The organism is Bosea sp. AS-1, assembly GCF_002220095.1.
GTDB lineage: Bacteria > Pseudomonadota > Alphaproteobacteria > Rhizobiales > Beijerinckiaceae > Allobosea.
On the sequence record NZ_CP022372.1, the window covers coordinates 820,034 to 845,457 of the forward strand.

Here is a 25,424-nt window from a genome sequence, read left to right on the forward strand (position 1 = left end):
AGGGACCGGCGATGAGCTCGGATTTCTCGGCCGATCAGAAGCGCTATCTCGAAGGCTTCGTCAGTGGCATGCAGTCGGCCCGCACGGCGCGGGGTTTGAGCCCACTTGGCGGAGCGCCGGGGAGCGCCTCGGCCAAGCTGAGCGGCCCCGACAAGGAGCATGCCGAAGCACAGGCCCGGACGGTCGGCGCTGGCGGCAAGCTCGTGGACCAGGAGAAGTGGAAGGCCGCCGAGCATCCCTTCGATGCCTATGCCCGCTTCAAGGATCAGGCGCGGGCGGGCATCTATCCGAAGCCAGAGGACAACTTCCGCTGGCGCTTTCACGGCCTGTTCTATGTCGCGCCGGCGCAGGACAGCTACATGTGCCGGCTGCGCATTCCCAACGGCATCCTCAAGGCCTGGCAGTTCGCGGGCGCCGCCGACCTCGCCGAGCGCTTCGCGGGTGGTTACAGCCATGTCACCACCCGCGCCAATCTCCAGATCCGGGAGATCAAGGCCGAGAACGCCCCGCTGCTGCTCGAGGGTCTCGCCGATCTCGGTCTCACGGCCAAGGGATCGGGCGCCGACAACATCCGTAACGTCACGGGCTCCGCGACGGCTGGCATTGACCCGCTCGAGCTCATCGATACGCGCCCGCATGCCCGCGCCTGGCATCATCATATCCTGAACGACCGTTCGCTTTACGGGCTGCCACGCAAGTTCAACGTCGCCTTCGACGGCGCCGGCTCCGTCGCGACGCTGGAGGACACCAACGATATCGGCTTCCAGGCGGTCGAGGTCGGGGAGGGCGCGGTATTCGAAGGCGAGCCGGTCGAGCCCGGCATTTGGTATCGCCTCGCACTGGGCGGGATAACCGGCCACAGGGATCTCGCGCGCGATACCGGCGTGATCCTTGCCCCGGACGAGGCGATCGCGGTGGCGGAGGCGATCGTGCGTGTCTTCATCGCCGACGGGAACCGCACAGACCGCAACAAGTCGCGGCTCAAATACCTGCTCGATGCCTGGGGCTTCGACAGGTTCCTCGCTGCCGTCGAGGGCAGGCTCGGTCGCCGCCTGGTCCGGCTCGACAACGCCTTCGTCAGGCCGCGCCCCGTCTATGACCGCCTTGCCCATATCGGCGTCCACAGACAGGCCCAAGCCGGCCTCAACTGGGTCGGCGTGGCGCTGCCCGTCGGCAAGCTCACGGTGCAGCAGATGCGCGTCATCGCTTCGGTCGCGCAGGCCTGCGGCGACGGCGATATCCGCCTGACCGTCTGGCAGAATCTGCTGATCTCCGGCGTGCCGGATGTGAAGGTCGAGGATGTCCTGGCCAATCTACAGGCCATCGGCCTGTCCGCCGAAACCTCCGTGCTGCGCGCCGGGCTGATCGCCTGCACCGGCGCGGCCGGCTGCAAATTCGCTGCTGCCCATACCAAGGAGGATGCGCTCGCCATCGCCGCGCATTGCGAGCCGCGCATCACGCTGGACATGGCGGTCAACATCCACCTGACCGGCTGTCACAACTCCTGCGCCCAGCACTATATCGGCGATCTCGGGCTGATCGGCGCCAAGGTTCCTGTCAATGACGAGGGCGATACCGTGCCCGGCTACCACTTCTTCGTCGGTGGCGGCTTCGGCGTGGAGGGCGGCATGGGCCGCGAATTCCGGGCCGATGTGAGAGCGGAGGACGCACCGGCCCTGGTCGAGGCCATCCTGCGCAGCTGGCAGACGCATCGCGCAACGCCGGACGAGAGCTTCGTCGCCTTCGCCCGCCGCCATGAAATCGCGGCGTTGCAGGCGATGGTCGAGCAGATCGGAGATGCGGCATGACGGTGCAGGGCGCAAATCCGATCGTTCAGGTGCTGCCCGAGAGCGCGCCCTTCAGCGAGGAGCAGCGCTCCTGGCTGAACGGCTTCTTCGCCGGGTTGCTTTCGCTCGACAATGCCGGCGTGACCGCGCTGTCGCCGGCCGAGAACGCCGCCGTCATGGCCGAGGCCGAAGACGGCGCTCCCTGGCATGACCCCTCGCTGGAGATCGCCGAGCGAATGAAGCTGGCCGAGGGCAAGCCGCTTCCTCGCCGGCTCTATGCCGCCATGGCCCAGCAGGATTGCGGGCAATGCGGCTATGTCTGCGAAACCTATTCCGCTGCGATCGCGTCGGGAACCGAGGGGCGGCTCAATCTCTGTGCGCCCGGGGGCAAGGAGACGCTGCGCCAGCTCAAGACCCTGATGGAAGAGCCCGGCACCGCGGCTGCCACGGTTTCTGCCGAAGCCACACCGGCGGTTGAGGCGGGTCCGAAGGGGCGTTGCCGCGAAAACCCGGCGCTCGCGACCTTTCTCTCGCGCCGCAAGCTCAATCGCGAAGGCTCGGAGAAGGAGACCTGGCATGTCGAGTTCGATCTTTCCGAATGCGGGCTCGACTATGTGGTCGGCGATGCTTTCGGCATCGTCGCTCAGAACGATCCGCGCCTTGTCGATGCGGTGATCGCGCTTTTGGGCGCGCGGCCGGATGTCGAGGTTGGTGGCAAGCCGCTGCGCCTGAGGCTCATGGACGATTGCGCGCTCGGTGCCGCCCCCGATGCGCTGTTCCAGCTGATTTCGTACGTCACCGGCGGCGAGACACGAGCCAAGGCCAAGCGCCTCGCCGCCGGGGAGGATCCGGATGGTGATCTCGATCGGCTGGACGTGCTTGGGACGCTGCATAAATTTTCGCCAGCGCGTCTGTCGGCCGAGGCCTTCGTCGAAGCCCTCGATCCGCTCCAGCCCCGTCTCTATTCGATTTCGTCCTCCCACAATGCTGCGCCCGGCCGCATCACGCTGACGGTCGACGCGGTGCGCTATCGGATCGGGATGCGCCCGCGCTGGGGCGTGGCCTCGACCTTCCTAGCCGAGCGGATCGCCCCTGGCGACAAGGTGCCGGTCTATGTCCAGCGGGCCCATGGCTTCGGGCTGCCGGCCGATCCGGCGACGCCGATCATCATGTGTGGTCCCGGCACCGGGGTCGCTCCCTTTCGCGCCTTCCTGCAGGACCGGCAAGCGGTGAGGGCTTCGGGCCGAAACTGGCTGTTCTTCGGTCATCAGCGCCGCGCCTGCGACTTCTTTTATGAGGAGGAACTGCAGGCGATGAAGGATTCGGGCTTCCTCACCAACCTGACGCTTGCTTGGTCGCGCGATGGCGAGAGGGTCTATGTGCAGGACCGGATGCGCCAGCGCGGCAGCGAGGTCTGGGCCTGGCTCGAACAGGGTGCGCACTTCTACGTCTGCGGCGACGCCAAGCGCATGGCCAAGGATGTGGAGCGCGCTCTGGTCGACATCATTGCCGAACATGGCGGGTGCAGCAGCGATAAGGCCATCGCCTATCTTGCGTCGTTGCGGAAGCAGGGACGCTATCAGGCCGACGTCTACTAAACGTTCAGGTTCCGGATCAGCCCCGATCAACCCGTCGCGGTTTCGCAGAGGTGGCTGACGAAGAGGGCGGAGAGCGGGGGCAAGGTCCGGCCGCTCTTCTTGACGAGACTGATCTGCCTCTCGAAGCCTGCCGCCTCGATCCTGCGCGACCGGATCATCGGATAGGCATCGATCTCCTTCGCCGACGAAGGCAGGATCGTGATGCCGAGGCCGGCCTGCACCATCCCCACGGCCGTCATCATGTAGGTCACTTCGGCTGCGGGGCGCGGGATCAGCCCAGCGGCATGGAAACCGGCCTCGACGACGGCGCGGACGCTGGTATCGAGATCCATCATGATCAGAGGATATCGCATCAGCAGTTCAGGCGTTACGAGCTGCGTCTCAGCGAGGGCATGAGTCTGCGGAAAGACCACATGCATGCGGTCTTCGATCGTGAGCAGAACATCGACATCGACCGCATTGGTCGCGCCGCCCGTGACCCCGATATCGACCTCCTCCGCGTCAACCAAAGCCAGGACGCGCCGGGCGATCACGTCACGGATGCGGAAATCGGCGCCGGGATGGGGGATGCGGAACGATGCGATGGCTTTCGGCAGCATGGCGGCGGCGGCCGTGGGCAGTGCGGCGACCCTTACCAGCCCCTGATATCCGGCGCCGTGATTGCGAACCTCGGCGATGATACCGTCCAGATCCTGCACGAGCCGCGCCAGGACCGGGAGAAGGTCGCGTCCGATCTGCGTCAGCGCGACCGAGCGGGATGTCCGGTCGAACAGCCGGACGGTGAGAGCCTCCTCGAGCCGCCTGATTTGCACGGTCAAGGTCGGCTGCGCCACATGCAGCAGCGCAGCGGCACGGGTGAAGCTGCCCAGCCGCGCGACGGCCACGAAGGCCCTGACCTGGCGAAGATTGAGATCCATAGTGAGAAGCTATTTCAGCGATTGAATCATTTCAATTGATTGATGGACTTGCCGGCCCCAGCCTTGCGGCATGCGAACCATCAGGATTGGTGCCGGGGCGGGTTTTGCGGGGGATCGGATCGAACCTGCCGTCGAGCTCGCGCGCCATGGGCGGCTCGACTATCTCGTTTTCGAATGCCTTGCCGAGCGGACGATCGCGATCGCCCAGCAGGCGCGGCTCACAGATCCGAGCAAGGGTTACGACGTCTTGCTCGATCAGCGGATGTCCGCCGTGCTCGCCGCCTGCCGCGAGAACGGCACGCGGATCGTCACCAATATGGGAGCTGCCAATCCGCTGGCGGCTGCGGAACGCGTGTGCGACGTCGCGCGCCGTCTGGGCCTCGGAGGCCTCAAGGTAGCCGCCGTCACCGGAGACGATGTCCTCGAGGCCATACGCGGCAGCGATCTCCAGCTTCTGGAAGGCGGCACGCTGGCCGATCTGGACAACCGCATCATCTCCGCCAACGCCTATATCGGCGCTGTGCCGATCGTGGAGGCGCTCGCGGCCGGCGCCGACGTCGTGGTGACGGGACGGGCTGCCGATCCGGCGCTGTTCCTCGGACCGCTGATCCATTCCTTCGGCTGGGCCGCGGACGATTGGAACAAGCTCGGCAGGGGCGTGCTGGCTGGGCATCTGCTCGAATGCGCCGGGCAGGTCACCGGCGGCTATTTCGCAGATCCGGGTGTGAAGGATGTCGCCGGGCTGGCGCATCTCGGCTTCCCGATCGGGGAAGTGTCCGAGGATGGCGATCTGGTCGTGACCAAGCTCGAAGGGACCGGCGGTGCCGTCACGACGGCCACGGTCAAGGAGCAGCTGCTGTATGAGATCGAGGACCCTGCACGATATCTGCAGCCTGATGTCATCGCGGATTTCTCGCAGGTCCGCGTCCGGAACGCTGGGCCGGATCGCGTTGCGGTCGAAGGCGGAGGCGGGACGGCGCGGACCGGCCTGCTCAAAGTCTCGATCGGCTATGTCGGCGAAGGCCAGATTTCCTATGCGGGGACGGGAGCGGTCGGGCGGGGGCGCCTGGCGCTCGAGATCGTCCGCGAACGCCTGGCGATCACCGGCGTACCAATGGGGGAGGCGCGTTTCGATCTGATCGGCGTCGATGCGCTGCACGGCGCTGCGTTGTCACAGGGCGGTGCTCCCTACGAGGTTCGCGTGCGCGTGGCCGCGCGCACCGAAGCGGCGGCCGAGGCGATAGCTATCGGCAACGAGGTCGAGGCGCTCTACACCAACGGCCCTGCCGGCGGCGGGGGCGTAACGAAATCGGTCCGACAGGTCGTCGCGATCGCCTCAGCTCTGGCGCCTGACAGTGTCGCCCCGACCCAGCTCAGCTTCTTCGAGGCCTGACGCTATGAAGCTCCGCCAGATCGCGCATTCCCGGACGGGTGACAAGGGTAATGTCTCGACCATATCGGTCATCGCCTTCAACGAAGCCGATTATCCCCTCCTTGCTCAACAGGTGACGGCGGCGCGCGTGGCGGCCCATTTCGCGGGCATCGCGACGGGATCGGTCACCCGCTACGAACTCCCGCAGCTCGGCGCCCTGAACTTCGTCATGAAAGGCGCGCTTGGCGGTGGCGTCACGCGCTCACTGGCGCTGGATGCGCATGGCAAGAGCTTGAGCTTGGCGCTGCTCGATCTCGATCTCGCCGTTCCGGAGCGCGCGCAAGACGGCGCTGCCGACAAAGCAAATCATAACGACTGAGAGGGAAACGCTCATGGCCACAAGACGCGGCTTTCTCACCGGCATGGCCTCGGCCCTGTGCCTGCCTTCGATCGTGCGGGCGCAAGGCGCCTCCACTCTCAAATTCGCGCCGCAATCCGACGTGGCGATCCTCGATCCGATCATGAGCGTGTCCTATGTCACGCGAAATCATGCGCTGATGATCTTCGACACGCTCTACGGCGCCGACGAGCACAACCGGGCCCAGCCGCAGATGGTGGAAGGCCATCTCGTGGAGAAGGAGGGGCGCCAGTGGACGCTCACCCTGCGCGAGGGGCTGCGCTTCCACGATGGTTCACCGGTGCTCGCCCGCGATGTGGTCGCGAGCGTGAAACGGTGGTGGAAGCGCGACAATGTCGGCCAGGTTCTGGCGGCGGTCACCGACGAGTTGTCGGCGGTCTCCGACAGGGAGGTTCGCTTCCGACTCAAGTCGCCGTTCCCGATGCTTCCCGACGCGCTCGGGAAGTTCGGCACCAATAACGCGGTGATCATGCCCGAGCGGCTCGCGCTGACGGAGGCCACGACCCAGGTCACCGAGATGGTCGGCAGCGGACCCTACCGCTTCGTCCCCGGGGAGCGCGTGCCGGGCAGCCGGCTCGTCTACGAGAAATTCGGCGGCTATGTGCCGCGTCAGGGCGGGGAGACCAGCGCTCTCGCCGGGCCGAAGATTGCCCATTTCGATCGCGTGGAATGGCTGGTCATGCCGGATGTCGCCACGGCGGCAGCCGCTCTTCAGACCGGGGAGATCGATTGGTGGGAGCAACCCGCCTCGGATTACTGGGATCTGCTGGCCACCAACAAGAACGTTAAGCTGGACCTGATCGACTCTTTCGGGTCGGCGGGCGTCGTCCGCTTCAACTTCCTGCAGGGTCCGACGAGCAATGTCCTCGTGCGCCGGGCGGCACTGGCGGCGATCAGTCAGAGGGACGTCATGACCGCCGTGATCGGCGAGGATGCGCAGCGCTGGAAGGACAAGGTCGGCTATTTCCTGCCGGGCACGCCGATGGCGAGCGAGACGGGACTCGACGCGCTGAAGGAGCCGCCGGACAAGGATGTGGCGCGGCGCCTCCTCAAGGAGGCCGGCTACAAGGGCGAGCCACTGGTCTATCTCGTGCCCGGCGATGTCGCGACGATCAAGGCCCAGGGCGAGGTCGTGACCGATGCGCTGAAGCAGGCCGGCTTCAATGTCGACATGCAGGTGATGGACTGGGGCACGGTACTCACCCGCGCCAATAACCGGCAAGGGCCCGACAAGGGCGGCTGGCACCTGGTGGGGACCTTCACGGCCGGCGTCGGCCTGCTCAACCCGTCGAGCAACAATTTCCTGCGGGGCAGCGGCACGTCAGCGATCTTCGGCTGGTCCGACATTCCCCGTCTTGAGGAATTGCGCATGGACTGGTTCCGGGCACCGGACGAGAAGGCGCAGGCCGCGATCTGCGCCGAGATCCAGCGTGTCGCCTTCGAGACCGTGCCCTATGCGCCGACCGGCCTCTATTTCCAGCAGACGGCCTATCGCAACAACCTGACCGGCGTGCAGAAAGGCCTGCCGCTGTTCTATGGAGTGCGCCGGGCATGAGCAGCACCATCGCGCAGCCGCAATGCCACATCCCGCGCGGCGAGGATTTCCTGCTGCTGTCGCCGAGCTGGCAGGCCTATGCCTATGCCAATGTCGACGCCATGTTCGCGACGCGTCGCATCGCTCGCGGCACCGATGCCTTTCCGCTCTCTCGTGGGGCGGAGATAGCTCCGGAATACGAGCTGGCCGGTGAGCGCCGCGGGCTCGACGACTATATCCAGCGGACCAACGTAGCCGGATTGCTCGTGCTGCAGGGCGACACGATCCGGCTCGAACGCTATGCGCTCGGGCTGGAGGAGAGCCGTCGCTGGTCGTCGATGTCGATGATCAAATCGCTGACCTCGACGCTCGTCGGCGCGGCACTTCAGGACGGCTCCATCGAAAGTCTCGACGATGCCGTCTCGCGCTATCTCCCGGCCCTGCGCGGCAGCGCCTATGACGCGGTGAGCGTTCGCGACCTGATCACCATGTCGTCCGGCGTCGACTGGAACGAGGACTACACCGATCGCCGTTCGCATGTGAACCGCTACAGCAAGTCGCTCGGCGACAAGGTGCCAGGCGGGGTGCTGGCGCTGATGCGGAGCGTGCGCGGACTGCATCCGCCGGGCAGCCAGTTCAACTACAACACGGGCGACACCTACGTCCTGGGCGCGCTGCTTTCGGCCGCGACCGGCCGCACGCTGGCCGACTACATGTCGAGCAAGATCTGGTCGCGCTTCGGCATGGAGTTCGATGCCTTCTATACGCTGGAATCCGAGGGCGGCCAGGAGATCGGCGGCAGCCGCGCCGGGATGGCGCTGCGGGATTTCGGCCGCTTCGGCCTCTTCCTGCTCAAGGAAGGGGTGATCGACGGCGAGCGGGTTCTCCCCGAAGGATGGCTCGATGCGGCCGGGTCGCGCGTCTTTGCGCTCGACGCGGAGACGAACAATTACGGCGCCGACGGCTATGGCTACAGCTGGTGGATCGACCCTGATGGCGCCATGGTCGCGGTCGGCTTCGCGGGCCAAACACTCTATATCAACCGGCGAGCCAATGTCGTCATCGTCACGCTGTCATGCCATCCGCAGCTGCCCTTCGCAGCAAGCTACTGCGTGGATTTCAAGGCCGAGCGCTTCGCCTTCAAAGATGCTGTCCTTAGCCGGCTTTGAATCAATTTCGCATCTTGGAGACGCGTGGAACGGCAGAGGCGGGGCATCGCGACCCAGTTGACGTCCCGCCGTCGAGATCCTTCTGCGGCGCAGTCTGAAATTCCTGCGGGGTTTCAGGCGCGCCGATCCCAAATCTCCGCCTGTTCGTTGCGGACCATCTCTTCGGCTCTGGCGGGACGGACAGTACGGTAAGGTGGACTCTCGGCCTCGATCACGCCGATCATCGCCTCGATCATCTCGGCGGGATCGTGCTGGCGATCGAGTTCGCGCACCGGCCAGTGCGCGACGACGCGCTCGCCCTGACCCCACCACTGGTCCATGCTTTCCATCCCCGTGTCATTGAAGCCGGTGCGGAATGCGCCGGGGTTCACCGTCACTACCTGCACCCCATAGGGCTTGAGCTCCTCGCACATCGCCGAGCAGATGCCTTCGACGGCGTGCTTCGAGGCGGCGTAGGCCCCGTCGAAGGGGACCTTGACCAGGCCCGCGACCGAAGAAGTCCAGACAATCCGCCCGGCACCGCGCTTCACCATGGTGCGTGCGAAGCCCTGAGCCAGCTCCAGCGCGGCAAAGACATTGGTCTCAAAAACCGACCGGAATACCGTCATCGGAATCTCGATCATCGGGCCCGATTCCATGATGCCGGCGTTGTTGAACAGCACGTCTATCTCGATGCCGAGCGCCTTGTTGCGGTCGATCTCGTTCAAGACGTCCAGCTTGATGACCTCCATCTCGATGCCATCGGCCTTGGCCGCATTCCGCAGCTCCCAGACCTGCGGCCAGATCTGGCAACCAGCGACGACGCGATGCCCGCGCCGGGCGAGGCCGAGCGCCACGCCACGGCCGAACCCGGTCGCCGAACCCGTCACGAGGACTGTCTTGCCCATCGCGCATCTCCCTGTTTCATCGTTTCATGCGACAATGTCGCCCATTCGGATCGCGACGCGGACGGCTTGCGCCGTCGTTGCGACGCCGAGGCGCTTGCGAATTCGCCGCAGGTGGTTCTCGATCGTCCGCTCGGACAGGCCCAACGCCGCAGCGATCTCGCCTTGACGACGACCGGCCGCGGTCCACGCCAAAATCTCGCGCTCACGGCCGGTCAGCGCTCCGATGCCATCGCCGGCCGGAGCTTCTAGGAGCCTTCGCGCCGCAAGAAAGGCCGCGCCCGCGACCACGGAGAGCGCGACCCGGGCGGTGGGCGATGGGTCGATCCGCTCACCGCCGAGGCTCATCGCCCCTTCCAGCCCCAGCGGCCCGAATATGGGAATCTGGAGGCCGTGGATGCCTCGCCCCCGCGGCAAACGGACCACGCGATAGAGCTCGCCGTTCGTTTCCGTCGTCTTGGTCCAGAAGAACGGCTCGCGCGCCTCGAGGATGTGGCGCGTCACCGGGCAGCGCCGGACATAGGTATCGGAGTCGACCGGTTCGCCTTCGCCGAACCAATCGCCCTCGACCCAATAGATGCGCTCGACCACCTCGTCCCGGGCCGAAGAGGCGGAGAACAGCACGAATCGATCATAACCGAACGATGCGGCGAAAGTGCGAACCGCCTGCTGAATGACAGGCAGGCTCTCCGCGCCTTCGAGGGCGACGGCGGTTGCAACCGTGGTACCGTTCGGCGGTGCGGTCACGCCGCGTCGACCTCCTTCAGAAGCGCGTCGGCGGCAAGCTTGCCCAGCGCGTTGCCGGCGAGCGGGCTGTCCCCGGTCAGCAGCTTGCGGTCCCGATGCACGGCGCCGGAGATATCCTTGTTGAGGATCTCGAAGCCGAGCGCCTTCAGCTTCTCGCCGAACTTCCAGGTCAGGTGGCCCGGCATGTAGCCGATGTCAGGCGTCTTGGCGTCCAGCGCGTCGGGGAAGGCGCAGATCCCGTAGCCGCGGTAGATGTCGCTGTCGCCGACCGCCAGGAAGGCAGCCGGTCCATGACACAGCGAAACGACAAACCTGTCCTTTGCGGCGGCCCATTCCAGCACGGCCTTGACGTCCTCGCTCTCGGGGAGGCCGATCAGTGCGCCGTGACCACCCGGGATGAAGATCGCGGCGTAATCGTCGAGGCCATTTTTGATCACCTCGGACAACTTCAGCGGTTGCTTGAACTGGGCGCGGTATTTCGCGAACAGCCCTTTCACCTCCTCGTCCTCGGAGGGCATGGCCCAGAGCTCGAACTTGACGGGATTTCCCGACACGGTGGCCACGTCGAAGGCGAAACCGGCCTTGTCGAGATGATACATCGGCAGCAGCGTTTCGACCGGGTGGTTGCCGGTTGAGAAAAACGTGCCGTTGTCGGTGAGCAGATAGCGCTCGTCGGCGCCGATCATCAGCACCTTCTTCTTGCCGTTATAGGGATTGGGATAGTCGGCGCCGCCGAGATCGGATTTCGGCTTCGTGAACTGGCCTAGCGAATAGGGCGACGGAAAGAAGGCATTGTCCTCCGCCGGATCGCGCTGCGGGCGTTTGTCCTCGGACTGTGAGGCAGCCATGGTGTCCTCCATCTGCTGACTGGAAGACCGGAGCTTAAGCTCAGCCATCGTCCCTGCAATGAGGGTTTTCCCTCAACGAGCGGCGGCGCGCCGGCTTCGGCGATCGTCGTCTCCTATGCTCGATCTAGACCCGATAGCGCTCGATGACGGACATGTCGGGTTCGAAGCCGATGCCAGGCTTGTCGGGAATGCGGATGGCTCCACAGGCCGGCAAAGCGGGGTCGAGGCCGCACCAGGCTTCCGGCCGGACATACAGGAACTCGAAGACCTCGAAGCCGTCGATCGCGGCGGCAAGCTGCAAGCTCGCCCAATAGCCCGGCCCGAAATAGGGCGAATGCGGTGCGAGGCGCTTGCCGGCCGCGCGCGTGAGCTGCGCGACCTTGACGAATTCGGTGACGCCGCCGACCTTCGTGACGCTTGGCTGGACGACGTCGAGGGCGGGGACGAGGCGGGCAAACTCGACAGCGGTGCAGGCATTCTCGCCGGCAGCGATGGCGATCCCCTCGGCGGCGATGGCTCGCCAGGGTGTCGGATCTTCGGGCGGGAAGGTCGGCTCCTCGAGCCAGTTCACATTGTTCTCGGCAAGGGCCGGCAGCATCGCCCTGACCTGCTCCAGGGACCACTGGCAGTTGACGTCGACGGTCAGGCGCGCATCCGGCCCGGCGCCCAGGCGCCCGGCCGTGATCGTCTCCGACAGAACCTCATGCAGCTTCACTTCGTCGTAACCGAGCGCGGTGGCCTCGGCCGCGAAATGCGCGACGCGCTCGACATCGCCGTATCGAACGAGACTCGCATAGGCGCGGATCTCGTCGCGGCAGCGCGGCCCGATCAGGCGCGAGAAGGCCACGCCAGCGCGCTTGCCCGCAATATCCCACAGCGCGATGTCCAGCCCCGAGATCGCGAACAGGGTGATGCCATAGCGGCCGAAGAGGGCGAGGGCCTGCTGAGCCGCCAGATTGACGGCCCGGGGATCTTGCGAATCCCGCCCGATCACAGCCGGCGCGACCAGGTCGCGAACCGCGATGGCGGTGGCGTTCTGGCACATATAGCCAAAGGCCTCGCCCCAGCCGACCAGACCAGAGGCCGTCTCGACCCGGACCAAGACGATGTCGAGATTGCTCCACCGGGTCGGCGTGATGCCTTGCCCCTTGCCGCCATCGTCGAACGGGATGCGCAGGACAACCGGCTCCACCTTTGTGATCGGATCGGACATGGCCTTCTCATCGGGTCAGGAGCCGACCCGACCAGCGGGTCCGGCGAAACAATGCGGATCGCTGGTCGCCTGCCGAGGCCCGGCCGCCAGCGAGATCAAGCGCGGTCGCCCGGTGCGGGCGGTCAGGCCCGCTTGCCGATTTCTTCGTCCCACCTGCGGAAGGCCATGACCATCTGGTTCGGCTCGAGAGGCAGCTCGAAGGGCGTGTCCGCGATCAGCTTCGCATATTCGGGACGACCGAACTCCGCGATCGCCGCCTGGCTCTCGGGCGGCGCCATCGAGAGTGGGACGTCCTTCACCGCCGGCCCCGGGTAGAGATAGCCTTCGTCATAGGTGAAGGCTTGTGCCGGCTTGGTCAGCATGAACGACATCAGGTCGAGAAGCACGGCGATCTTGTCGTTGGGCAGGCCCTTCGGGATCGCCATGTACTGGCCGTCGATGACCCAACGGAAATTCTTCAAGGTCCCGATGCGCGCCTCCTTCGGGACCACGCCGAGCACGCGCGGATTGATGTCCCAGCCCGTCGTGGTGGCGATGATATGGCGGGTTCCGTCGCCGAGCTCTTTCATCACCGCGGAGGTGCCGGTCGGGTAGTATTCGATGTAGCGGCCGAGTTCCTTCAGATAGGCCCAGGTCTTGTCCCAGCCTTTCATCGGATCCTTCGGATCGCTGTCGCCGAGGATATAGGGCAGTCCCATGATGAAGGTGCGGCCGGGGCCGGAATTGGCAGGTCGGGCGTACATGAACTTGTTGGGGTGAGCCTTGGCCCAGGCCAACAGCTCCTCCAGCGAGCCCGGCGGAGTCGGGACGTGGGCCGGCAGGTATTCGAGCAGCGGCCCCGAGGGGTAATAGGCGACGACCACGCCCTGGCCGAGTGCCAGGCCCTGCATCATGGCAGCGCCCCTTTCGTAGATCTCATCGAGCTTCGGCAGCGCCGTCTTGTGGGCCGCGAGCAGATCGACCCACAAATTCTGCTCGATGCCGGCCGCGAGCGCGTCCGTGCCGGTCAGCACGAGGTCGATGTCGATGCGTCCGGCGTCCTGCTGCGCCTTGATCTTGCCGGGCAGCTCGGGGGCCGGCGCCTTGGTGAAGGTCATCCGCGAGACCAGCTCGGGCTTTGCCCGGCGATAGGCCTCGAAGGCCTTCTGGGTCAGCGCGAGATTGCCGGCGACGTCGACGATGTTGAGATTGACCGGCGCCTTCGGCTGGGCGAGCTGCGCCTGCGCGAGGCCAGGAGCCATGGCCGCAAAGCCTGCCGCCCCGCCCAGGAACTGGCGTCGAGATGGGTCCGTCATCTTCATCCTGTCATCCTCCCAAGGATAGCCGCCGGAACGGCCCTGTTGCGTGGCGTCTTGTGGCGCCATCGGTCTTCACTTTGCATTCGGCGCCCGGCACGGCCGGCGCGCCGTCTCACCAATCCTCAATCCGCGCGATGTCACCGACGAAGCTCCCTTCGGCCATGGTGCCGCCGATGACGCGGCTGGCAAGCCGGTCGGGATCCTCCGGCGGGACTGCCGCCATGACGGCCTCCGCATAATCGTCGGCGCTGTCCTGCGGTCGATAGCCCAGGCGCCATGCCGTGGCGTTGTCGAAGAAGCTGCGGGCGTTGTCGGAGATGCCGTAGACGACGGCGAAGCGTAGGGCTTCGTGCTCCAAACCGATCCGAACCAATTGCGCGAGATCGCGCGGGCTCGTCCAGATGGCGAGGCGGCGGCGGTCGACCGGCCGATCCCCCATGAAGCCGACCCGGATGGCCAACACCCGCAACCCGAACTGATCGGCAAAGAAGGCGCCCGCCTGCTCGCCGAAAGCCTTGGTCAAACCGTAGCGGCTGTCCGGGCGCAGCAGGACATCAGAACCAATCCGCCTGTGGCGTGGGTAATGGCCGACCACGTGATGCGAGCTGGTGAAAACCACCCGCTCGATGCCGGCGGCCCGTGCGGCGTCGAACACGTTCCAGGCCCCTTGGACATTGCCCGCGATCTGCTCCTCGATTCCGGCTTCGGTGGTGCAGCCGGCGAGATGCACCACGGCCGAGGCGCCCTGCAGGGCCTCAGCCAGCGCAGCCTTGTCCGCGATGTCGCCGAGGACGACCTCTTCATTCGTCGCGAGATCCGCGATGGCATTGCGATCGAACAGGCGGAGACGATAGCTCCCCCGCAGCAAGGGCCGGATGGCTCGCCCCACGACGCCGCCGGCGCCGGTGATCAGGATGGTCTTCGTCACGGATCGATCTCCCGGCCGGCAGCCGGCTTTGCGCCTCTTCGACCGGGGCCGAGCTCGACCCAGGCGCTGAAGCTGGCGCCGGCTTCAAGCAGATGCGTGCCGGTGCCCGCGATGCCGTCGGCCGCCAGGTTGAAGCCGTTCGCGACATGGGAGACCGGCTCGACGCAGAGATAGGCGTCATCATCCGGCCGATGCAGAACGAGGTGCGAGAGCGCGGGGCTTGTTGTGACACGGACGCTATGGCCGTCGGCATGGCTGATCTCCAGCCCGGTCCAGTCCGAGAGATAGCTGGTCCGGCTTCCGACTGCGTCGGCCGGTATCGTCTCGCCGGTTGCGACATAATCCTCGCCATAGAGCCAGCGTCGCCGGGCATCGTGACGGATCTCCGCGTCGGGCGACCAGGCCAGGTAGGGGTGCCAGCCGAGCCCGACCGGGAAAGCCTCGATGCCGCGGTTTTCGATGCTCAGTTCGATGCGCAAGGTCTCCGGCGTGAGTTCGAAGGATTGCCGGGCAAGATAGGGCCAGGGCCAGTCGCCATCCGGGGCGGCGGAGAGCGTCAGTGCGGCTCTCGTCGGGGCGCTGGATTCAACCTCCCATTCGCGAAGATGTGCCGTGCCATGGAGGCTGTGCGGAGCGGCGTCAGGATGTGGTTCGACGGACCACACGCGGCCAGCATGGTGCAAGCAGCCGCCGGCGATGCGGTTGGAATAGGGAATGAGCGGATAGGCACCCCCTTTCGGCCAGCGCCGAGGCTCGGCCGGCCAGGCGCGCAGGGGCACGACGAGATCGCGCGGGGCTGTGCCGGACAGGTCGCGAAGCGTGGCAAGGCGCCCGCCTTCCTTGGGCGATACGGTCGCCTCCAGCATGTCCGACCGCAGCACCAGCCTCCCGCCTTCATGGACGGGAACTGCTTGCTGCACGTCCTCGCGCCGTGTCGCAGGAAGCTCCATGGTTTCAGCCATCCCCGCCGGTCTCTTTGGCTAGGCTTGCGGACCGAGGTGATAGCCGCGGCCGGCATAGTCGAACTCGACCAGCTCGCTGATCGGCAGGCTGCCGTCGGCAGCCGAGGCGTAATAGGCTCGGATCTCGCGGATCAGGCCGCTCTTCTCGTCGAAGACATACCATTCGTCGCCGCGCAGCGCGGTCTTGGCGCTGGGCTTCCAATGCGTCCATTCGATCACGGCTTCCGGCGCGGTCGAGGAACACAGGATTTTCTCGATGGTCCAGCGCGAGCCGAGGTTTTCGACGCACCAGACCCATTTGCGGGCGATCACGTCGGCGGTCCGCCACGGGATCTCGGGCAGGCCCGGCGGGAAATAATGGACGGCGTCGGGGGTGAAGCAGGAGACGAGCATGGCGTAGTCGCCAGCGTTGCAGGCTTCGAAATAGCGCCGGATCGCCTTTTCCATGAAGGCGGGAGTGATCTCAACCATGGCTGGCCTCCGCACGAATGCGCGTGATGTCCTCCTCGCGAGCGCCGGCCTTCTGCCAGGCTTCGAAGTCGGCACGGGTTTGCGGCGTCGGCGGATAGACGCCGTAGAGCCCTTCGCCGGAGGCTATGCGCTTGACCAGATAGCCTTCCAGGATGTCGCGCTTCTCACCGGCGTCGGCGATCTCAGCAGCCAAACGGCGCGGCACCACCGTGACGCCGTCCCCGTCGCCGACGAGGATGTCACCGGGGTAGATGGCAACCCCGGCGCAGGAGATCGGCACATTGAGATCGGCGGCATGATGGGTCGACAGCCGGGTCGAGGCGACCACGTCGCGGGCATAGGCAGGGAACGGCATCGCGGCGATCTCCTGGCCGTCGCGGAAAGCGCCGTCGGTGACGACACCAGCCACGCCCTTCACCATCATCCGCGTCAGCAGGACGTTGCCCGCCGAGGCGGATGAAATGTCGCCGCGGCTGTCGATGACCAGCACCTCGCCCGGGCCAATCTGCTCGACCGCCTCCCACTGGAGATTGTCCGGGTTCGGATAGGGAGTGAGGGTCGCGTAGGTGTCGATATCCTCGCGAGCCGGGATGAAGCGCATCGTGAAGGCTTCGCCGGCGAATTTCGCGGCGTTCGGGTTCAGCGCCTTCAGCCCGACAAGGAAGCACTGGCGCAGGCCGCGGCGGAACAACTCGGTGGTGAGCGACCCGCTGCTGATCGTCTTCAGCCGGTCGATCACCCCCTGCGGGACGGCGTCGGGGTGTTGCGTGGGTGAGGTCATGAATCGCTGTCCGGCCGAAGGGGTTCTGCTCTCGAGCCGGCGATAGGTGATCCACGACCCCGGCCTTGACCTTTTTGACCTACATATTGATCCTCGGAAAGCTTCGAAGCCGAGGTTTCGAGCTCTCTGTCTCACAATATGGGATCATTCGATGGCTGAACCGCATGCGGGGGCGATCCGATGGCTCCCCGATGATCGCAGCGATCAACCGGCCGTTGCCGGCACGGCCCTGATCGGCAAGGCCTTTCGGCTGATCGATCTGGTCGCGGCGGCCCCCGGCCTCGTGACGGCGGCCGAGCTTGCCGCTGCGACGGGATGGCCGAAGGCGACGCTCTACCGGATTCTTGCCTCGGTCACCGCACATGGCTTCGTTCGCCTCGACCCGCAGTCCCAGGGCTATACCCTCGGCTACCGCCTGCTCGAGCTGGCGCAGAATGTCTGGGTCGCGCCCGATCTTGCTGCGGTCGCGAGCGTCGAGCTGCAGCGCCTGCGCGACATGACAGGGGAGACCGCCTATCTTGCCGTGCCCGATGACGGCATGGTTCTGGCGCTCGGCAAGTTCGAAAGCCCGCACGATGTCCGCTCGGCCGCCCGGCTGGGCGTACGCAAGCCTCTGCACTGCACCAGCCAGGGCAAGGCGATCCTCGCGTTCCTCCCGGAAGCGGAGGCCGAAGCCATGCTCGGCCATGAATCTCTGGAGCGCTTCACACCGCAGACGATCACCGATCGCGACACGCTGATGACGCAGCTGCGCATCGTCCGGGCACGCGGCTATGCGATCGAAGACCAGGAGATCCTGTCGGGTAATCGTTGTGTCGGCGCACCGGTGCTCGACTCCACCGGCCGGCCGATCGCGGCCATCAGCGTGGCCGGGCCGATCTATCGGCTGACCAGCGAAAGGGTAGCCCAGCTCGGTCCGGAGATCGCGAATGTGGCCCGCAACATCGGCCTGGCCCTGAGAGGCGCTCCGGTCCGGCAGTCGCAGGCCGGCACGCCCTGGCAGCCGCACGATGCCCACCGCCAGCCTGTCTTCTATGGCGCTCATCCGGTCTGGGATGCGGCGCGCTCATCCCTCGTCTGGGCCGATCGACTTGGGCCCACCCTCTACATGACGGAGGGATTCCGAACTGCGACATTCCGGCCCGAGCCAGGCGCGCCGATCGACGGGCTCGCTGTGACCGTCGACGGCGATGTCATCTTGCTCCTCGGCGGGCGGTTTCTCAGGATCAACAAGCAGGAATGCCTTCAGGATCGCGCCGTTTCCGAGCTTGGCGGCGCGACCGCAATGGCAACCGATCCCGACGGACAGCCCTGGGCCGCCGTCCAACAGGGCGATGAAACCCGGATCGGCAGGCTCGGCCGTGACGGGGCTATCGAACCCAGATGGACCCTGCGCAAGCGGATCGGTGCGCTCGCCTGGTCGCAGGCGAGCCGCCGGCTTTTTGCGTCCGATCCCGAGAGCGGGACGATCTATCTGCTCGAACGCGACGGTTCGACGCCCCGGTTATACACGCGGATACCGCGCGTCTCGGGCGAGCCGCGCAGCCTCGCCGTGGATGCGGATGATCGGCTTTGGGTCGGACTCTATGACGGCTGGAGCATCGCGCGACTGACGACCGAGGGCGAAATCGAACGATTGCTGCCGCTGCCCGTGCCGCGCCCGACCGGCCTCGCCTTTGGCGGTGAAGGCAAGGACCGCATCTACGTCACCACCGCGCGGATCGACCTTGCCCGCGAGGTCTTGGAAAAAGCGCCGCTCTCGGGTCACTTGCTGGTTGCCTCGACGATCGCCGGCTGACCTGTCGGGCGCGTGGCCGGCCCATGAGACGGCCACGCCACGGAAACCTTCAAGCCGCTATATCCGGCGAACTCGTCAGCAGCTCTGCCACCTGACGCTTCGCCGATTCCGGCAGCGGCAAGATTGGTGGCGGTGGCTTGCTGTGGCAAAGGTCAAGCTGCTCGGCGAGCGCATAGACGACCCGCAGGCTGGAGTATTGCCTGAACACATTCCAGATCGGGGCCAATTCGCCATTGAGCCGGCGCGCTTCGGCAGCTTCGCCCTTCTGGGCCGACCTGACGAGCTTCAGGCAGATGTTTGGCAAGAGGCCGCCGAGCACGCTGTACCAGGTGTCGGCCCCGGCGAGCAGGGTCTCCGTCGCCATCCAGTCGCCGCTGCAGCCGATCGAAAATCCTTTCGGTACAATCCTGCTCTGCTCGGCCAGGTTGCGGCCGGTGTCTTCGGCGCTCCAGCCCGGATTCTTGATCGCGACGATGCCTGGCACGTTGGAGAGGCGGCCGATGAGTTCGGGCGTGAAGCGGAAATGCGTGGTACCGGGATTGTCGTAGATGACGATGGGCAAGCCGCTCTCGCGCGCGGCCGTCGAAAAATGCTCAAACACCTCGTCATCGGTCAGCGGTGTGTAGGAGGCTGCAGAGAGCAAGCCGGCGGCCGCGCCGATGGCTTTGGCATCCTGGGCAAGCCTGATCGCGTCATCCGTGCGCAGAGCGCCGATCCCGACGATGACCGGGGTCCGGCTCGCCACTTCGTCGATGGCTGCTTCGACAGCCCGCCGACGCTCCTCGATGGTCAGATACATGTAGGTGCCGGTGCTGCCGAGCAGGCCGATCGAATCGACCCCGGCTGAAGCGAGCCGGGCAACCAGCCTGCGCAGCGCCGCGATGTCGATCCGGCCGGCCTGATCGGCAGGCGTGATTGGAAATGCGGATAGGCCGCCGGGAACAGTCATGGTTCGGAATCTCTCGTCAGTGGGGAGCAAGGCCTGGCCAGTAATGCCCGTCCGGAGTGGGGCGTTTCCCGAAGATGGCCTGGCCAACGCGAACGACGGTCGCGCCTTCTTCTATGGCTTCTTCGAAATCGCCGGTCATGCCCATCGACAGTCCGGTCAGACCTGCGTGGCGCCTGATCGCCTGGTCACGCAGGGTACGCAGAAGCGCAAAACAGGGGCGAACCTTCGCCATGTCGGCGCTGAAGAGCGCCAGCGTCATGAGACCGCGTGGCTTCAGGCGCGGGAACTGGTGGAGAGTATCGACGAACGGCAGCAGCGCATCGGGATGCAGTCCGAACTTGCTCTCCTCGCCGGATGTGTTGACCTGCACATAGATGTCGAGGGTGCGGTCCTCGCGCTCCAGTCGGGCGTTGAGAAGCTCGGCCAGGCGCAAGCTGTCGAGTGCGTGAAACTCCTGGGCGAACTGGGTGAGATACTTCACCTTGTTGGTCTGAAGATGCCCGACGATGCTCCAGTCGATCGCAAGATCGCCCAGGGCCTCGCGCTTCGCTATGGCTTCCTGGATCTTGTTCTCGCCGAACGAGCGGATGCCGGCCGCATAGGCGAAGCGCAGGACAGGGGCAGGTACCGTCTTGGTGATGGGAAGCAGCCGCACCGAGCTGCGGTCACGCCCGACCCGTTCGCAAGCGCGGGCGATCCGGTCTTCCACGGATGCCAGATTGGCCCGGAAGGTCGCCAAAGGATCGTTGCCGAAGCGCTGAAGCTCGTCGGGGGAAAGCCGTGTGTCGCTGCAGGCCAAAGAACCGGAATCGGGATAGGCGGCGCCGCGCTGCGATGTCCGGAAGCTGGCTTCCTGTTGCCTGTCGGTCCTGCTCATCGTCGTGTCGGGGCCTCTCGAATTCCCCTTCGCATAACGCGTTGCTGGATCATTCAGAACGACCAGTTTATGAAAATTGAGCTGGGCCAGTTAGAGTGCGATGGCGATGAACTCCTCCAAGCCGCCGGGGGCCCGGCAAATCTATGAGACCTTGAGAGAGCAGGTGATTGCCGGCGTCTTCGGCGAAGACGGTCTATTGCCATCTTCGCGCGCGCTGGCCGTCGAGCTCGGGATCTCCCGAACGACCGTGACGGTCGCCTACGAGCAGCTGCTGGCCGAGGGGTTCATCACGGTCCGCCAGGGAGCAAGGCCGCGCGTCGCCTCCGCCGTCGTCGACAGGGGCGTGCCTGACAGCCGGCCGAAGCGCTCCGGGCCAATCCGGCTTTCAGCCTATGGCGAACGTATCCGGAGCGTCCCGGTCTGGCGCGACCAGGTGGCGAACCAGCTGGTCGCCGATTTTCGGTATGGCGATCTCGCGCCATCCGACTTTCCCGCCGGTATCTGGAAACGCGCGATGAACGCTGTCATGGCACGCCGGCCCGGCCCGCTTGTCTATAACGATCCGCGCGGCTCGCGGCGCCTGCGCGTGGCGTTGCAGGGTTATCTTTGGCGGGCCCGGACGCTACGCTGCGAACTGAACCAGATCATGATCGTCAACGGCTCGCAGCAGGGTCTCGACCTGTGCGCGAGGCTGCTTCTCGATCCAGCCGATCGCTTCGTGATCGAGAACCCCTGCTATGCCATGGCCCGGCACGTCTTTTCCGGCACCGGAGCGTTAGCCGTGCCGATTGCCGTGGATGGCGAAGGGCTGAAGACGGACATGCTCAGGGGTGTCGAGGCGCGGCTCGCCTATGTGACCCCGTCTCACCAGTTTCCTCTCGGGGGCGTGATGACGATCTCGCGCCGCCGCCAGCTGATCGAATGGGCGCGGCAGAACGGCGCCTATGTGATCGAAGACGACTACGACAGCGAATATCGCTATGACATCAATCCGGTTCCGCCGTTGCATGGGTTGGGCAACAGCGACAACGTCGTCTATCTCGGAACGATCTCCAAGACGCTCTCGCCGACGCTGCGGATCGGCTACCTCGTTGTGCCGCCGGACCTGCAAGAGGTCTTCGCAACGGCCAAGCAACTGATCGATCGGCATTCTCCCGTTGCCGAGCAGGAGGCATTGGCTTCGCTCATCGAAAGCGGTGCCTATGAGAGCCATGTGCGGCGGGTCCGGCGCCTCAACGGTGAGCGGCGACAGACGCTCCTCAACAGGCTGCGCCTGGCATTCGGCGACAGGATCGCGATCGAGGGGGCCGATGCCGGCCTGCATATTGTCGTGCGGCTTGCCGATCTACCGAGCGTCCTGGAACTTGCCTTGATCGAAGAAGCGCGCCGGATCGGCATCGGCCTGCATTCCGTAACCTCACTATACGACCCTGCCATTGCGGAGGCGCAATCGGACCGGCTCAGTCTCGTAATGGGCTATTCGGCATTGGAAATCCGGCAGATCGAGCGCGGTGTCGAGCTGCTGGCACAAGCCGTCGCATCGGTGAAAGGGCGCCTGGACGAACGGACGCGATAGCGGCCCCGCAGGCATGGACGGGGCTTGTCGTGCTCCGAGCAATGCGACTATCGTGAACCTGTTCTCAGGGCGGGGCGAAATTCCCCACCGGCGGTATGCGGCCTTGGCCGCGAGCCCGCGAGCGCCTTCCGCGAGGAGGGGTCAGCAGATCAGGTGGGATGCCTGAGCCGACGGTCAGAGTCCGGATGAAAGAGAACGTGCTGGCTTTCCGCGTCTCTGGCGCGGGATGCGGCCGTGATCGCCTTGGGTGACGTGTCTGTCGCGAAAGGAGATCACTGTGACACTCGCCCGTTATGCATTCATCAAAGCTGCCTGGCATGCCGACATCGTCGACCAGGCGCTCAAAGGTTTCGTCGAGGTCATCCCTGCCGATCAGGTTGACGTGTTCGACGTACCTGGCGCGTTCGAGATGCCGTTGCTCGCGCGCGACCTTGCCGCAACCGGGCGCTATGCGGCTGTTGCCGCGGCCGCTTTCGTCGTCGACGGAGGGATCTATCGCCATGATTTCGTGGCGCAGGCGGTGGTCGACGGCCTGATGCGAGCAGGACTGGACACCGGTATTCCGGTGCTCTCGATTTCCCTGACGCCGCATCATTATCGGGAAGCGTCTCCCCATGCCGACATTTTCCGGGCCCATTTCGTCACCAAGGGGCGCGAAGCCGCCGAAGCCGCGCTGATGATCCTGCGGACGCGCGAGCGCCTCAGCGCCTGACGTCCGCCGTGAACAGGGTGGTCCTTCGCCTCGTCGAAGGGCCAACCCCCGATCGGGCTCGTCGATCCTTCGGTTCTTTCGCGATCGTGGCCGGAAGTGGCCGCGAATGACCGTCCTAGCGGCGTCCATTCCGGACGCGGACACGCCCCAGGCCGGACGTCAGTATCGCGACTAGCGCACGGGGTTGGCCGCGCCCCGTGACTCCGTTGCGCGCGCCGCGCCAAAGATCTCGATGAAGTGGTTGTGGAACTGGCGGGGTGCGACGACGAGGCTCCTGCATTGGAGCGGATCGCCGGCGCCGTCGATCTCGGTCGCCAGACAGCCCGCTTCGCGCGCGATGATCACACCGGCCGCCAGATCCCAGAGGTCGAGCTTGGCGCCGGAGGTCCAGAAACCGTCGAAACGGCCTTCCGCCACATAGGCGATCTCGAGCGCCGCCGAGCCGGGGCTGCGGATGCCGGAGACGCGCGGCATGATCGCCGCCATCTCGCGAGCGGCCTTCTCGCTGTCGCCCTTGCCGTTGTAGGGGAAGCAAGTCCCTACAACCGCATGGGCGAGCGAGTTGCGGCTGGAGCCGTTCAGCTTCCTGTCGCCGAGATAGGCGCCCTGTCCGGCCGCGGCCCAGAACATCTCATGGCTCAAGGGGTTATAGGTCACGCCCGCCGTGACCTCCTCGCCTTCCATCAGGGCAAGCGAGACCGAAAATTGCGGGATGCCGTGCAGGAAGTTGTTGGTGCCGTCGAGCGGGTCGATGATGATCCTCAGGCCATTGCCGGCATCCGGCGAGGCCGCGCCTTCCTCTCCCAGAACCGCGATTTCGGGCAGTTTCTCGTTCAGATGGGCAACGATCAACCGCTCGGATTCGATATCGGCGACCGAGACGAAGTCGGATGGACCCTTTTCCAGAATGGGCAGTGTGGCGAGGCGTGCGAAGTTCCCGGCGAGAGAGGCTCCGCCGATGCGGGCGGCCTCCTTCATGGCCTCCACGATGTTGCTGCGGGTCAGGGGCTTGTCGAGCATGTCGGTAACCTGATTGAAGTCGAGGCGCTGACCAGCAGGCTTACGCGGCCGGCCTGGTTCCGGGCTGTGCCTTGGCAATCCGGTGCAGGGCCGCTTGATGCAGTTCGGGATTGGCCGCCGCCAGGCAGCGCCCGCTCGAATGCAGCGTCAGCGGAGCCCCCTCCCAATCGGTGATGACGCCGCCGGCATTGGCAATGACCGGGACATGGGCGAGGACGTCGTGGGGGGTGAAAAAGGGGTCGATTGCGACGTCGATGCCGCCAGAAGCTAGCCGCCCGTAAGCGTAGCAACTGCCACCATAGACACACCAATGGACGGAGGAGCGCAGAGCCTTGAAGGTCGGCAGGCTCTCAGGCTCGTAGAGTTCGATGCTGCTCGTCGAGAGGACCGCCTCCGACAAGACCTTGCGGCCGGAGGTGGCGACGCGGACGTCGTTCAGGGTGGTCGGATAGCCTTCCGCGCCGATCCAGCGTTCCCGCGTCATCGGCTGGTCGATGACGCCGAGAATGGGAATGCCGCGACGGGTAAGCGCGATCAGCGTGCCGAAGACCGGGATACCGGCGACAAAAGCCTTGGTGCCGTCGATCGGATCGATGACCCAGACATGCTTGGCATCCGTCGCCTGCGCTCCGAATTCCTCGCCCTGGATGCCGTGCGCAGGAAAGGCCTCGCCGATGCGGCGGCGCAACTCCGTCTCGACGCGCCGGTCGATCTCGGTGACCGGGCTGTCGTCGCCCTTGGAGACGAAGGCGTTGTTCTGGCGGGCCGCTTCGCGGATGATCGTGCCGCTTGCTTCGGCCAGCCCTTGGGCGAAGGCAATGAAGTTCCTGATGTCGCTAGTCGGCATGACGGACCTGTCCGGAAATCGCGGCGGTGTTCTTGAGCGGCCGCTGATGCTTGCTGAGAGCGTATTCGACGTATTTGAAGCAGCGCGTGATGACGAGTGTGATCGCCAGATAGATCAGCGCCGCCATGATGAAGATCTCGTAGGGCGAGAACGTGCTGGCGACGATGGTATTGGCCACGCCGGTGAGTTCCATCAGCGTGATCGTGCTGGCGAGCGAGGTGCCTTTCAGCATGCCGATTGCCTGGTTGCTGTAGGCCGGCAGCATCAGCCGCAGCGCCACGGGCAGAACGATTAGGCGCTGGACCTGGAAGGCGGACATGCCGCAGGCGCGGGCGGCTTCGACCTCGCCAGCAGGCACGGCCTGGATCGCGCCGCGCAGGATGTTCGTGGTGTAGGCCGCCGAATGCAGGGCACAGGCGATCAGCGCACAGATGAAGGGCTGCCGCAGATAGGGCCACAGAAAGCTCTGGCGCACGACCTCGAACTGGGCGAGCCCGTAGTAGACGATGAAGATCTGCACCAGCAGCGGCGTGCCGCGGAAGAAATAGACGAAGCCGTAGATCGGCGCCCGCACGGCCCGGCTGCCATTCGCATAGAGAATGCCGAGCGGCAGGGCGAAGACGAAGCCGATGAGCTCGGTCAGCAGCAGCAGCTTCAGCGTGACGACGGCGCCCTCGAGCAGGCGAGGGATGCTGTCGATCATGAGCGAGATGTCCAT

General features: G+C 65.6%; 24 protein-coding genes and 1 riboswitch. Of the genes, 9 read left to right on the forward strand and 15 right to left on the reverse strand.

Going from position 1 to position 25,424, the window contains the following annotated elements; all coding sequences use genetic code 11:
• Nucleotides 1-11 precede the first annotated feature (11 nt).
• The gene (locus CE453_RS05545; RefSeq protein ID WP_089173673.1) at nucleotides 12-1,808 is read left to right on the forward strand and encodes a NirA family protein; all 1,797 of its coding nucleotides are present in this window, start codon (nucleotides 12-14) and stop codon (nucleotides 1,806-1,808) included.
• The gene (locus CE453_RS05550; protein ID WP_089173674.1) at nucleotides 1,805-3,385 is read left to right on the forward strand and encodes a sulfite reductase subunit alpha; all 1,581 of its coding nucleotides are present in this window, start codon (nucleotides 1,805-1,807) and stop codon (nucleotides 3,383-3,385) included. The genes CE453_RS05545 and CE453_RS05550 overlap by 4 nt, the downstream gene beginning before the upstream one ends.
• A gap of 26 nt (nucleotides 3,386-3,411) precedes the next feature.
• Here the strand turns inward: CE453_RS05550 and CE453_RS05555 are convergent, their stop codons facing one another.
• Nucleotides 3,412-4,302, reverse strand: a complete 891-nt coding sequence (locus CE453_RS05555) for a LysR family transcriptional regulator (RefSeq protein WP_089173675.1) — start codon at nucleotides 4,300-4,302, stop codon at nucleotides 3,412-3,414.
• A 70-nt stretch (nucleotides 4,303-4,372) separates the two neighbouring features.
• Here CE453_RS05555 and CE453_RS05560 point away from each other — a divergent pair, with 70 nt between their 5' ends.
• The 4 genes from CE453_RS05560 to CE453_RS05575 are packed head-to-tail and all read left to right on the forward strand — an operon-like array spanning nucleotide 4,373 to nucleotide 8,795.
• A complete protein-coding gene (locus CE453_RS05560; protein ID WP_089173676.1) occupies nucleotides 4,373-5,695 on the forward strand; it encodes an acyclic terpene utilization AtuA family protein in 1,323 nt (440 codons plus the stop codon).
• Between the two features lie 4 nt (nucleotides 5,696-5,699).
• Nucleotides 5,700-6,053 carry an AtuA-related protein gene (locus tag CE453_RS05565; RefSeq protein WP_089173677.1) on the forward strand — a complete coding sequence of 118 codons (354 nt, stop codon included), beginning with the start codon at nucleotides 5,700-5,702 and terminating at the stop codon, nucleotides 6,051-6,053.
• Nucleotides 6,054-6,066: 13 nt separating this feature from the next.
• Nucleotides 6,067-7,647, forward strand: a complete 1,581-nt coding sequence (locus CE453_RS05570) for an ABC transporter substrate-binding protein (protein WP_089173678.1) — start codon at nucleotides 6,067-6,069, stop codon at nucleotides 7,645-7,647.
• Complete coding sequence (locus CE453_RS05575; RefSeq protein ID WP_089173679.1) at nucleotides 7,644-8,795, forward strand: serine hydrolase domain-containing protein; 1,152 nt, start codon at nucleotides 7,644-7,646, stop codon at nucleotides 8,793-8,795. Before CE453_RS05570 ends, CE453_RS05575 begins: the two co-directional genes overlap by 4 nt.
• Nucleotides 8,796-8,908: 113 nt before the next feature.
• On the opposite strand, the gene CE453_RS05580 is transcribed toward CE453_RS05575, so the two are convergent.
• From CE453_RS05580 to CE453_RS05620, 9 genes are all read right to left on the reverse strand, one after another.
• Nucleotides 8,909-9,682 carry an SDR family oxidoreductase gene (locus CE453_RS05580; RefSeq protein WP_089173680.1) on the reverse strand — a complete coding sequence of 258 codons (774 nt, stop codon included), beginning with the start codon at nucleotides 9,680-9,682 and terminating at the stop codon, nucleotides 8,909-8,911.
• 24 nt (nucleotides 9,683-9,706) lie between these two features.
• Entirely contained in the window at nucleotides 9,707-10,426 is a 720-nt protein-coding gene (locus CE453_RS05585) for a PA1136 family autoinducer-binding transcriptional regulator (RefSeq protein ID WP_089173681.1), read from the reverse strand.
• The gene (gene hchA / locus CE453_RS05590; protein WP_089173682.1) at nucleotides 10,423-11,274 is read right to left on the reverse strand and encodes a glyoxalase III HchA; all 852 of its coding nucleotides are present in this window, start codon (nucleotides 11,272-11,274) and stop codon (nucleotides 10,423-10,425) included. The genes CE453_RS05585 and hchA overlap by 4 nt, the downstream gene beginning before the upstream one ends.
• Nucleotides 11,275-11,398: 124 nt before the next feature.
• Nucleotides 11,399-12,487, reverse strand: coding sequence for a mandelate racemase/muconate lactonizing enzyme family protein (locus tag CE453_RS05595; protein WP_089173683.1), 1,089 nt, complete (start codon nucleotides 12,485-12,487; stop codon nucleotides 11,399-11,401).
• Between the two features lie 122 nt (nucleotides 12,488-12,609).
• The gene (locus tag CE453_RS05600; protein ID WP_089173684.1) at nucleotides 12,610-13,788 is read right to left on the reverse strand and encodes an ABC transporter substrate-binding protein; all 1,179 of its coding nucleotides are present in this window, start codon (nucleotides 13,786-13,788) and stop codon (nucleotides 12,610-12,612) included.
• A 109-nt stretch (nucleotides 13,789-13,897) separates the two neighbouring features.
• Nucleotides 13,898-14,713: an NAD-dependent epimerase/dehydratase family protein gene (locus CE453_RS05605; RefSeq protein ID WP_157732905.1), complete on the reverse strand. Its 816-nt coding sequence runs from the start codon at nucleotides 14,711-14,713 to the stop codon at nucleotides 13,898-13,900.
• Entirely contained in the window at nucleotides 14,710-15,675 is a 966-nt protein-coding gene (locus CE453_RS05610) for an aldose epimerase family protein (protein ID WP_089173686.1), read from the reverse strand. Before CE453_RS05610 ends, CE453_RS05605 begins: the two co-directional genes overlap by 4 nt.
• Before the next feature lie 18 nt (nucleotides 15,676-15,693).
• On the reverse strand, nucleotides 15,694-16,146 hold the full coding sequence (locus CE453_RS05615) for a nuclear transport factor 2 family protein (protein WP_089173687.1): 453 nt from the start codon (nucleotides 16,144-16,146) through the stop codon (nucleotides 15,694-15,696).
• Complete coding sequence (locus CE453_RS05620; RefSeq protein WP_089173688.1) at nucleotides 16,139-16,927, reverse strand: ribonuclease activity regulator RraA; 789 nt, start codon at nucleotides 16,925-16,927, stop codon at nucleotides 16,139-16,141. Before CE453_RS05620 ends, CE453_RS05615 begins: the two co-directional genes overlap by 8 nt.
• Nucleotides 16,928-17,078: 151 nt before the next feature.
• Between CE453_RS05620 and CE453_RS05625 the strand changes: the two genes are divergently transcribed.
• Nucleotides 17,079-18,725, forward strand: a complete 1,647-nt coding sequence (locus CE453_RS05625; protein ID WP_089173689.1) for an IclR family transcriptional regulator domain-containing protein — start codon at nucleotides 17,079-17,081, stop codon at nucleotides 18,723-18,725.
• Nucleotides 18,726-18,774: 49 nt separating this feature from the next.
• Here the strand turns inward: CE453_RS05625 and CE453_RS05630 are convergent, their stop codons facing one another.
• Nucleotides 18,775-19,674 (reverse strand): dihydrodipicolinate synthase family protein, encoded by a 900-nt coding sequence (locus CE453_RS05630; protein WP_089173690.1) that lies wholly within the window; start codon nucleotides 19,672-19,674, stop codon nucleotides 18,775-18,777.
• A 16-nt stretch (nucleotides 19,675-19,690) separates the two neighbouring features.
• Entirely contained in the window at nucleotides 19,691-20,551 is an 861-nt protein-coding gene (locus CE453_RS05635; protein ID WP_198302270.1) for a YggS family pyridoxal phosphate-dependent enzyme, read from the reverse strand.
• A gap of 100 nt (nucleotides 20,552-20,651) precedes the next feature.
• Between CE453_RS05635 and pdxR the strand changes: the two genes are divergently transcribed.
• Both pdxR and CE453_RS05645 read left to right on the forward strand, forming a co-directional pair.
• On the forward strand, nucleotides 20,652-22,127 hold the full coding sequence (gene pdxR / locus CE453_RS05640; RefSeq protein ID WP_089173691.1) for a MocR-like pyridoxine biosynthesis transcription factor PdxR: 1,476 nt from the start codon (nucleotides 20,652-20,654) through the stop codon (nucleotides 22,125-22,127).
• A 56-nt stretch (nucleotides 22,128-22,183) separates the two neighbouring features.
• A riboswitch (FMN riboswitch) is annotated at nucleotides 22,184-22,328 on the forward strand.
• Between the two features lie 76 nt (nucleotides 22,329-22,404).
• Nucleotides 22,405-22,839 carry a 6,7-dimethyl-8-ribityllumazine synthase gene (locus CE453_RS05645; RefSeq protein ID WP_089173692.1) on the forward strand — a complete coding sequence of 145 codons (435 nt, stop codon included), beginning with the start codon at nucleotides 22,405-22,407 and terminating at the stop codon, nucleotides 22,837-22,839.
• A 171-nt stretch (nucleotides 22,840-23,010) separates the two neighbouring features.
• On the opposite strand, the gene CE453_RS05650 is transcribed toward CE453_RS05645, so the two are convergent.
• The 3 genes from CE453_RS05650 to CE453_RS05660 are packed head-to-tail and all read right to left on the reverse strand — an operon-like array spanning nucleotide 23,011 to nucleotide 25,424.
• On the reverse strand, nucleotides 23,011-23,859 hold the full coding sequence (locus CE453_RS05650) for an inositol monophosphatase family protein (RefSeq protein WP_089173693.1): 849 nt from the start codon (nucleotides 23,857-23,859) through the stop codon (nucleotides 23,011-23,013).
• A gap of 40 nt (nucleotides 23,860-23,899) precedes the next feature.
• On the reverse strand, nucleotides 23,900-24,706 hold the full coding sequence (locus tag CE453_RS05655; protein ID WP_089173694.1) for an inositol monophosphatase family protein: 807 nt from the start codon (nucleotides 24,704-24,706) through the stop codon (nucleotides 23,900-23,902).
• Nucleotides 24,696-25,424: an ABC transporter permease gene (locus CE453_RS05660; RefSeq protein WP_089173695.1), complete on the reverse strand. Its 729-nt coding sequence runs from the start codon at nucleotides 25,422-25,424 to the stop codon at nucleotides 24,696-24,698. The genes CE453_RS05655 and CE453_RS05660 overlap by 11 nt, the downstream gene beginning before the upstream one ends.

Bases quoted from the DNA above. Each gene is read 5' to 3' on its own strand.
- CE453_RS05655 (WP_089173694.1), bottom strand. From the start codon at position 24,706: ATGCCGACTAGCGACATCAGGAACTTCATTGCCTTCGCCCAAGGGCTG.
- pdxR (WP_089173691.1), top strand. From the start codon at position 20,652: ATGGCGATGAACTCCTCCAAGCCGCCGGGGGCCCGGCAAATCTATGAG.
- hchA (WP_089173682.1), bottom strand. From the start codon at position 11,274: ATGGCTGCCTCACAGTCCGAGGACAAACGCCCGCAGCGCGATCCGGCG.
- CE453_RS05610 (WP_089173686.1), bottom strand. From the start codon at position 15,675: ATGGCTGAAACCATGGAGCTTCCTGCGACACGGCGCGAGGACGTGCAG.
- CE453_RS05580 (WP_089173680.1), bottom strand. From the start codon at position 9,682: ATGGGCAAGACAGTCCTCGTGACGGGTTCGGCGACCGGGTTCGGCCGT.
- CE453_RS05660 (WP_089173695.1), bottom strand. From the start codon at position 25,424: ATGGACATCTCGCTCATGATCGACAGCATCCCTCGCCTGCTCGAGGGC.
- CE453_RS05565 (WP_089173677.1), top strand. From the start codon at position 5,700: ATGAAGCTCCGCCAGATCGCGCATTCCCGGACGGGTGACAAGGGTAAT.
- CE453_RS05555 (WP_089173675.1), bottom strand. From the start codon at position 4,302: ATGGATCTCAATCTTCGCCAGGTCAGGGCCTTCGTGGCCGTCGCGCGG.
- CE453_RS05600 (WP_089173684.1), bottom strand. From the start codon at position 13,788: ATGAAGATGACGGACCCATCTCGACGCCAGTTCCTGGGCGGGGCGGCA.
- CE453_RS05560 (WP_089173676.1), top strand. From the start codon at position 4,373: ATGCGAACCATCAGGATTGGTGCCGGGGCGGGTTTTGCGGGGGATCGG.
- CE453_RS05630 (WP_089173690.1), bottom strand. From the start codon at position 19,674: ATGACTGTTCCCGGCGGCCTATCCGCATTTCCAATCACGCCTGCCGAT.
- CE453_RS05635 (WP_198302270.1), bottom strand. From the start codon at position 20,551: ATGAGCAGGACCGACAGGCAACAGGAAGCCAGCTTCCGGACATCGCAG.
- CE453_RS05615 (WP_089173687.1), bottom strand. From the start codon at position 16,146: ATGGTTGAGATCACTCCCGCCTTCATGGAAAAGGCGATCCGGCGCTAT.
- CE453_RS05550 (WP_089173674.1), top strand. From the start codon at position 1,805: ATGACGGTGCAGGGCGCAAATCCGATCGTTCAGGTGCTGCCCGAGAGC.
- CE453_RS05575 (WP_089173679.1), top strand. From the start codon at position 7,644: ATGAGCAGCACCATCGCGCAGCCGCAATGCCACATCCCGCGCGGCGAG.
- CE453_RS05570 (WP_089173678.1), top strand. From the start codon at position 6,067: ATGGCCACAAGACGCGGCTTTCTCACCGGCATGGCCTCGGCCCTGTGC.
- CE453_RS05620 (WP_089173688.1), bottom strand. From the start codon at position 16,927: ATGACCTCACCCACGCAACACCCCGACGCCGTCCCGCAGGGGGTGATC.
- CE453_RS05545 (WP_089173673.1), top strand. From the start codon at position 12: ATGAGCTCGGATTTCTCGGCCGATCAGAAGCGCTATCTCGAAGGCTTC.
- CE453_RS05625 (WP_089173689.1), top strand. From the start codon at position 17,079: ATGGCTGAACCGCATGCGGGGGCGATCCGATGGCTCCCCGATGATCGC.
- CE453_RS05595 (WP_089173683.1), bottom strand. From the start codon at position 12,487: ATGTCCGATCCGATCACAAAGGTGGAGCCGGTTGTCCTGCGCATCCCG.
- CE453_RS05650 (WP_089173693.1), bottom strand. From the start codon at position 23,859: ATGCTCGACAAGCCCCTGACCCGCAGCAACATCGTGGAGGCCATGAAG.